Genomic DNA, 5445 nt, shown 5'->3' with positions numbered 1-5445 from the left:
CGATAGCGTAGCCCGTAGCACGCCGACCTTGCCCACACAAGCGTAAGCGAAGTGTGGGCAAGGGCACGCCCAAAAAAGTATTCTACAAAAATATAACCGAAATACTTTCTACCCCTTGCAGTTAGTTAAACCGCACGATAAATTCTACTATTGAAAGAACTAAAACTATACTTGCGAAATGGCGTAGCAAGCGATATTTTTAAGGCTGTTAGTAAGCTAAAATGTACTTCATTTTATCCACTAAACGGGATTTAGCCAAAAATTGCTGCTCCAATTGAATGTTGAAAGGTACAGGCGTATCCAAAGAAGCTACACGTACAATAGGCGCATCTAAATATCTAAAAGCCCTTTCGGACATAGTTGCAGCAATTTCTCCCCCGATACCTCCTGTATGCGTATCTTCATGCAAAATAAGCAACCGATTAGTCTTTTTGACAGAATCTTCTATGGTTTGGTAGTCAATAGGAGCTAAGCTGCGTAAATCTATGATTTCTATGCTGCTTGTATCAAAATGCTTTTTAGCTGCTTCTAGTGCCCAATGTACTCCTGCCCCATAAGTAACAATCGTCAAGTCTGTCCCTTCTTGTACTACTTTTGCTTTTCCTATGGGAATAGCATACATAGCTTGAGGAATTTCCTCTTCTACACTTCTGTATAAGGCTTTGTGTTCAAAATACATTACAGGAGAGGGGTCTAACAAGGATGCAATCAATAAACCTTTGGCATCGTAGGGGTTAGAGGGGTATACTACTTTTAGCCCGGGGACATGAGTAAACCAAGCTTCATTACTTTGCGAATGAAAAGGTCCTGCACCTACGCCAGCTCCTGTGGGCATACGTATAGTAACATTCGGCGAATGTCCCCATCGGTAATAATTTTTAGCTAAATTATTGACAATTTGGTTGAATCCGCATGTAACAAAGTCTGCAAACTGCATTTCTACCATTACATCATATCCTTTTAAAGTTAAACCTAATGCAGCCCCTATTGCTCCTGATTCAATAATAGGTGTATTTCTAACTCTTTGTTTTCCAAATTTTTCTACAAAACCTTGCGTAACTTTGAACACACCGCCATACTCTGCAATGTCTTGTCCCATTAAAATGAGCTTGGGGTTATATTCCATCATTTGGAACAGCGCTTCACTGATTGCATCAATCATGCGTTTTTTATGAGTAGGCGTGGGTTCAAAAGTATAAAAACCTTTCACACGACTATCATCATTTAGATACACGTCGTTGAGTTCTTTTTCAATGCTGGGTGTAATTTCAGGTTGGCTGAAAGTGAAGGCAAGCGCGTCTTCAATTTCTTGTTTGATTTCATCGTAGTATTGATTTTTTATTTCTTCGGTTAGAATTTTTTGGTCAAAGAGGTACTTTTCATAGTTTAGGATAGGGTCTTTAGGTTTCCATTCCTCAAATAAGTGTTGGGGAACATATTTTGTACCTGATGCTTCTTCATGTCCGCGCATGCGAAAAGTAACTGCTTCTACTATAAATGGGCGGGGTTTAGTGCGCATGCTATCGGCTAACTCTTTTATCGTGTGATAGACTTCTAATACGTTGTTTCCATCTATTTTAACACCTTCTATGCCGTAACCTGGGGCTTTATCTACAAAGCTTTTACAGCGGTATTGTTCATAAGTAGGAGTAGAGAGGGCATAGCCGTTATTTTCAATTAAGAATATAACAGGTAAGTCCCAAACTGCGGCTAAATTGACAGCTTCATGAAAATCTCCTTCTGATGCACCCCCTTCACCACAGTAAGCTAAGGCAATGTTTTTATCTCCATCTAAAAGGCAACCCAAAGCTACTCCATCGGCTACACTAAGCATAGCAGCAAGGTGCGAAATCATTCCGATGATTTTATATTCGGGAATTCCAAAATGAAAGGAACGCTCCCTACCTTTTGAAAAACCATACTCTTTGCCTTGCCACTGACAAAATAGCCGCTTCAAGTCTACTTTTCGAGTAGTAAATACACCTAAATTCCTGTGTAAAGGAAATATAAAGTCATTTTTATGCAGCGCTAACGTACTACCTACCGCAATAGCTTCTTGTCCAATTCCTGAAAACCACTTAGAAATTTTATTTTGGCGTAAAAGAATAAGCATCTTTTCCTCAATGATGCGCGGAGTAATAAGCGCCTTATATATTGTTAATAAAGCTTCGTTGCTTAGCGATTTTCTGTCAAAGTACATAAATTACGTATTTTGCCACAATATTAGTAAAAGAATTTTCAAAAATGGTTGCTACCCATCAATTTATGATGCCCATTTCAAGATTGATGGAAGATGAAAGAGTGGTTAAATTTTTATTTGAGCAAAAAAATTTGTGGATAAGAAAAAATTAATAACTCCACAAGGTTTACATATCAGCTTAACTTTCAAATACCTTTCGGTTGTTTTTCGGTGTGATGCAAAATTTTTATTTTTGCAAGTAATATGTATCGTCGTATTTTTTTTCTGATACTGATATTTTTTATGCGGATAAGCTTTGCACAGTCGGCTATTAGAGGAACCGTATACGATAGCGAGAGTGCTGACTTATTGGTAGGTGCAAAAGTAAGTATACCAGGTACTGCTTTCGTTTGTATTACAGATGAAGAAGGTAGATATGAACTTACAGATATTCCCGAAGGACAGTATGAAATTTATTTTTCTAGCCCTAACTATGAAACCAAAAAAGTAACAGACATTAACGTAACTGGGGAGAGAGATATTACCATCAATGTTTCTCTTAACAAAGATACACGCTCAGAAAAAAGTGCAGAAGATGAAGTAATAGAAGAAACGAATATTGAAAAAGAAAAAGCAATTTTGCTTAACTTGCTAAAAAAGAAGTTAGAGCTAGCTCAAAAAAACAAAATCTCTGCTATTATTGCATATTTAATTATTTTAGAAATTTTGTAGGTAACATGCAAGCCTTAGACAAGATTATTCAAAGAGCTGCAGCTGCCCAAAAAACTGTACTTTTTACCGAAGGAGAGGATATCCGCATACAGCAAGCCGCTCGGATATTGGTAGAGCGTGGTTGGGCAAAAAAAGTAATTTTATTAACCCAAGATACCTTGCTCAATCTCAACGACCAAAGGATAGTAGTTAAAGTCATTAGTCAAAGTGAAATTTCTCAAGAAGATATATCGGACTATCTTTTGGTCAATGCTAATAAAGGTTTTACTTGGGAATATGTGCAACAGCAGTTGAAGCATCCATTGTGGTTTGGTGCTTATCTGCTTAAAAATGGGATAGCAGATGTAGCAGTTTCGGGTGCAGTACATACTACAGCGGATGTTATCCGTGCAGGTTTAAGAGTATTGGGAGTTTCTAAAAAAGTAAGTTCAGTTTCTAGTTCATTTCTTATGGTTTTGCCCGATGGCAGGTTGCTCACGTATGCAGATTGCGGAGTGATTCCGTATCCTACACCAAAACAGTTAGCTGATATTGCGATAATCTCTGCTCGTACCCATGCACAACTTACAGGTCAGACGCCCAAAGTAGCTATGTTATCTTTTTCTACCAAAGGTTCGGCTAAGCACGAAAAAATAGACGAAATTTTACAAGCCATAGAAATAGTTAAACAGCAAGAACCTGAACTTATTATTGATGGTGAATTACAGTTTGATGCTGCTTTTGTGCCATCGGTAGCGGCGCGCAAAGCCCCTAATAGTCCTGTGGCAGGTCAAGCAAATGTTTTTATCTTTCCTGACTTAGCTGCGGGCAATATCGCTTACAAAATTACCGAGCGCATAGGTCAGGCTACAGCTATAGGACCTTTGCTGCAAGGATTCAACTACCCTTGGTTGGATTTATCCAGGGGCTGCAAAGCTGAAGATGCCGCCTTAGTTGCTATGATGGGAGTACTGATGCACCTTCACGAAAAAGTCCAACATGTATGAAAAAAAACAAGGATACTATTATCGTTTATTCTACTGATCCAAACTTTGTACCCGAAAAAAATCAAAACGAGGAACCCAATACAGTTACTCTTGAACCCCAAAAACAGGACTTACGCATAGCTCTGTTAAGGTTAAAGGCAAATAAACTTGCTACTATTATATCTGGCTTTGTAGGCACAGAGCAGGATTTAAATGCGTTGTGTAAAGTCTTAAAGCAGCTTTGTGGTGTAGGTGGTACAGTCAAAAATGGGGAAATTCATTTACAAGGGGATGTTCGGAGCAAAGTAGAGGGCTATTTATCTAAACAAGGATACAAATATAAACGAAAGGGCGGATAGTTACAGTCCTATCAAAAGTATTTTTATCACTTGAGTTTCTTTTTTGGATGTGCCCCTTGCTGCGCAAGGGTTGGGGTATTCCGCACGTAGCCCGAAGCGCGCCGTCCTGTGGACTTTTGTCCACAAGGGCACGCCAAAAAAATAATCCATCTCATAACTCCGAAACAAAATAAACCTCTTGACCCGATAGCCCATTTACATTTTTGGCTACTTGCAACATATACCTGACAGCATTTTTACCTTGCTCACCAATGTCCAACGTGTATTGATTTACGTACAAACGAATATGTTGCTCAATTACTTCGGGCTTAGTTTCTTGGGCATGCGTACGCACATATTCCTTACTACTTTCAGGATGAGAAAGCGCAAAAGCTACACTCTTTCTCAAAACTCGGTTAATTTTTTGTAAAACCTCCTTTGGCAAAGATCTTTTAACAGCTATACCTCCTAAGGGAATAGGATAGCGTGTAGTACTTTCCCAAAAATCGCCCAAGTCTATAATTTTGCAAAGTCCATACTCCATGTACGTAAAACGATTCTCGTGAATAATAACACCTGCTTCTACTTTTTCTTTTTGCACAGCAGGCATAATGTCGGAAAATACCATTGCAATATGTCGCCCTGTTTGTGGTTTATAGTCAGGTAAGGTTTGCAGGTAGTAATTGAGCAGAAAATTAGCTGTAGTATATTTGCCAGGGATAGCGATAATTTTTTTTGCCAATTCTTGAGGTTCAAAGAGCGTTTTGGCAATAACCATAGGACCACAATGGTTGCCCAAAGCACTGCCACTGTCTAACAAAATATAATCCTCTTGCACAAAACTGTAAGCATAGTAAGAAATTTTGGTAATGTCTAACGCTCCTTCAAAAGCCTTTCGGTTTAGGGCTTCTACGTCTAAAAGCACAGGGTTGAACGTCAAACCTTCTGTGTCAATTTTGTGATGAACCAAAGCATCAAAAATGAACGTATCGTTAGGACAAGGCGAAAAGCCAATGGAAAGCTGCATATTTAATGGACTTTATTTATTTTGAGTGGATAACAAAAATACGAACCGAAATAGTTTGTACTAAGTTCTGCTTTTGTTTTTTATGAAAAATAATTGTGCAAAATTTTAATTTTTTTTTTGGGCGTGCCCTTGCCCACACTTCGCTTACGCTTGTGTGGGCAAGGTCGGCGTGCTACGGGCTACGCTATCGCTTCGGTGCTGCGC

6 protein-coding genes are annotated in these 5445 nt (G+C 38.9%); 3 read left to right on the top strand and 3 right to left on the bottom strand.

Going from position 1 to position 5445, the window contains the following annotated elements; translation table 11 throughout:
- Nucleotides 1–208 precede the first annotated feature (208 nt).
- Nucleotides 209–2200, bottom strand: a complete 1992-nt coding sequence (locus NZ519_11415; protein ID MCS7029361.1) for a dehydrogenase E1 component subunit alpha/beta — start codon at nt 2198–2200, stop codon at nt 209–211.
- A 243-nt stretch (nt 2201–2443) separates the two neighbouring features.
- Here NZ519_11415 and NZ519_11410 point away from each other — a divergent pair, with 243 nt between their 5' ends.
- Genes NZ519_11410 through NZ519_11400 form a run of 3 tightly spaced genes read left to right on the top strand, consistent with a single transcriptional unit; the run spans nt 2444 to nt 4235 of the window.
- Entirely contained in the window at nt 2444–2911 is a 468-nt protein-coding gene (locus NZ519_11410) for a carboxypeptidase-like regulatory domain-containing protein (GenBank protein MCS7029360.1), read from the top strand.
- Nucleotides 2912–2916: 5 nt separating this feature from the next.
- Nucleotides 2917–3897: a phosphate acetyltransferase gene (pta, locus tag NZ519_11405; protein MCS7029359.1), complete on the top strand. Its 981-nt coding sequence runs from the start codon at nt 2917–2919 to the stop codon at nt 3895–3897.
- Nucleotides 3894–4235 carry a translation initiation factor gene (locus NZ519_11400; protein MCS7029358.1) on the top strand — a complete coding sequence of 114 codons (342 nt, stop codon included), beginning with the start codon at nt 3894–3896 and terminating at the stop codon, nt 4233–4235. Before pta ends, NZ519_11400 begins: the two co-directional genes overlap by 4 nt.
- Before the next feature lie 26 nt (nt 4236–4261).
- Here NZ519_11400 and NZ519_11395 read toward each other — a convergent pair whose 3' ends face one another.
- Nucleotides 4262–4390, bottom strand: a complete 129-nt coding sequence (locus tag NZ519_11395) for a hypothetical protein (protein MCS7029357.1) — start codon at nt 4388–4390, stop codon at nt 4262–4264.
- Nucleotides 4387–5241, bottom strand: a complete 855-nt coding sequence (locus NZ519_11390; GenBank protein MCS7029356.1) for a 1,4-dihydroxy-6-naphthoate synthase — start codon at nt 5239–5241, stop codon at nt 4387–4389. Before NZ519_11390 ends, NZ519_11395 begins: the two co-directional genes overlap by 4 nt.
- Between the last annotated feature and the right edge of the window lie 204 nt (nt 5242–5445).

This window comes from Bacteroidia bacterium (assembly GCA_025056095.1).
Classification (GTDB): Bacteria; Bacteroidota; Bacteroidia; order JANWVE01; family JANWVE01; genus JANWVE01.
Note: the sequence above shows the minus strand (reverse complement) of the source record. Positions and strands in the feature narration are given on the sequence as shown.